A 227-nucleotide genomic window follows, 5' to 3' on the forward strand; every position below is an offset into this window, starting at 1 on the left:
GAAAGGCGGCGGTGATGGCCTCAGGAAAGCCCTTCAGCCCGTCGACGACCCCGATCAGGATGTCCTGCAGCCCTCGGTTCTTCAGCTCGTTCATCACCGCCAGCCAGAACTTGGCGCCCTCGTTTTCGGCGATCCAAAGGCCCAGGACCTCGCGCAGGCCGTCACGGGTCACGCCAAGGGCGATGTAGACGGCCTTGTTCTTGACCGTGCGGCTGTCGGCATCGCGG

General features: G+C 64.8%; 1 protein-coding gene. It reads right to left on the reverse strand.

Annotated features, from left to right (window positions below):
• Positions 1 to 227 (reverse strand): transposase (locus PARHAE_RS20915; RefSeq protein ID WP_206437052.1); only part of this gene is annotated, 227 nt, incomplete at both ends.

It is taken from the genome of Paracoccus haematequi, from assembly GCF_900631945.1.
Lineage (GTDB): Bacteria > Pseudomonadota > Alphaproteobacteria > Rhodobacterales > Rhodobacteraceae > Paracoccus > Paracoccus haematequi_A.